The sequence below is a fragment of the Halomonas sp. SIMBA_159 genome (genome assembly GCF_046536035.1).
Classification (GTDB): Bacteria; Pseudomonadota; Gammaproteobacteria; order Pseudomonadales; family Halomonadaceae; genus Vreelandella; species Vreelandella venusta_A.
The window spans coordinates 1-244 of sequence record NZ_JAWJBT010001339.1; the positions used below are offsets into that span (position 1 = coordinate 1).

At 67.2% G+C, this 244-nt stretch carries 1 protein-coding gene; it reads right to left on the reverse strand.

The genetic code is table 11. The features are described 5' to 3' along the window. On the reverse strand, positions 1 to 244 hold a 244-nt coding region (locus tag R0J87_RS23610), incomplete at both ends, for a hypothetical protein (protein ID WP_498889426.1).

Sequence of the window (244 nt, forward strand, 5' to 3'; positions counted from 1 at the left end):
TCGCCGAGCGCAGAGTCGATCGCGGCGAAGAGGCCTTCGGAGTCGAAGCGCCCGTTATCTTCATCGGCGCCGGATGCGGGACTGATGATCTGGTGAGTCGACGCGCTGACGCCGTGACGCGCGAGCGCCTGCACGCTGCCCGGCCCGACCACGCCGACCGGCAATGCGTGCGGCCAGATCGCGCCGCTCTTAGCGAACGCGTGATCGATCGCGTTCGGCGACACGAATATGACGAGCGCATAGC